The 1,410-nt window shown below is 57.7% G+C and carries 1 protein-coding gene; it reads right to left on the bottom strand.

The features are described 5' to 3' along the window. Window positions 1-289: 289 nt before the first annotated feature. On the bottom strand, window positions 290-1,327 hold the full coding sequence (locus NE850_RS39325; protein ID WP_007175844.1) for an IS110 family transposase: 1,038 nt from the start codon (window positions 1,325-1,327) through the stop codon (window positions 290-292). Window positions 1,328-1,410 lie beyond the last annotated feature (83 nt).

Raw genomic sequence — 1,410 nt, 5'->3', positions numbered from 1 at the left:
ATACATGGACGCCCCCAGTTTGCACAGCCGTCATTCGGTGATCGTTAGCAGATGAAGGATTGCAGCCATACATCCGGACTTGTGAGGACTTGCCTCTGTCCCTGATGGAATGTGCAGATCGGTTTCTCGTTAACCCATCGCGCTCGAAGCGCGTGGCAGACCACAGAATTTTCCCGATCCCGGTCTCACCTGTTTTGCCATCACGTCATGATTGCCCGCGCAATCGCTGGAAGCTACCACCTATTCATTAGTTAGTTATCCTGTATCATCTAATATCCGTGTCCATGTGTCAGACGACCGGTGCTGCGCGCCCATAGTCGGAGCAGAACTCCCGGTGATGTGCGAGTAAGGCCCAGGCGATGCGCGCATTGCGGTTGGCAAGTGCCACGGTTGCGATGTTCGTATGTCGCCGTGCAAGCAGACGACCTAGCCAGCTTGTGGAGGTGCCGTCTTTTTGGCGTACGGCGCTGATCACAGCCCGTGCACCGTGGACAAGCAGGCAGCGCAGATAAGCGTCCCCACGTTTGCCGATGCCGAGCAGCACCTGTTTGCCGCCACTTGAGTGCTGGCGCGGCACCAGACCGATCCATGCCGCTAGTTGCCGGCCGCTTGCAAAGCATCGCGCGTCGCCCACTGATGCGACCAGCGCAGTAGCGGTGATGGGTCCGACGCCGGGAATCTGCGCAAGTCTGCGGCTTGCTTCGTTCTCCCGATGCCAGGTCTTTATTTGCGCTTCGAGCAGTTGCACCTGGTGGTCCAACTCCCGCAGATAGTCGAGCTGACGCATGACCAGTTGCCGGAATACGCCCGGCAGTTCGTTACTGGCGTCTTCCAGAAGATCAGGGACATCCTGATGTAGATGATGAATACCTTGCGGCACAACCAGACCGTATTCTGCGAGCAGACTGCGGATCTGGTTGGCGTGGGCGGTACGCGCGGTAACAAATCCTTGCCGGACCCGGTGCAGTGCCAGTATCGCCTGCTGCTCGACGCTTTTGACGGGTACGAACCGCATGTTCGGTCGCGAGACGGCTTCACAGATTGCCTCTGCATCCGCGGCATCATTCTTGTTGCTCTTCACGTAAGGTTTGACGAACTGTGGCGCAATGAGCTTCACCGTATGCCCATACGCCTGCAGCTTTCTCGCCCAGAAGTGTGCACCGCAACAGGCTTCCATGCCGACAAGGCAGGGTTCCAGCGTGGCGAAGAATGGCAGCACCTGAATGCGTTTTAGCTGCTTCCTTAAGACGGGGACGCCGCGCGGGTCGACGCCGTGGACCTGAAAAACGTTCTTGGCAAGGTCAAGGCCAATGGTCGCGATCTTCATGATGCTCTCCTTCGCGCTAACGTTTGAGACCCTTACTTTGGCATATCCGTACCGCAGGAGAGGGGGCGTCCATTCCATTAACC

It is taken from the genome of Paraburkholderia sp. USG1 (genome assembly GCF_031570135.1).
Classification (GTDB): Bacteria; Pseudomonadota; Gammaproteobacteria; order Burkholderiales; family Burkholderiaceae; genus Paraburkholderia; species Paraburkholderia dioscoreae.
The sequence above is the reverse complement of the archived record's forward strand: the minus strand, read 5'-3'. Positions and strand labels throughout refer to the sequence as shown.

Excerpts from the sequence above, each read along its gene's own strand:
- NE850_RS39325 (WP_007175844.1), bottom strand. The coding sequence starts at position 1,327 with ATGAAGATCGCGACCATTGGCCTTGACCTTGCCAAGAACGTTTTTCAG.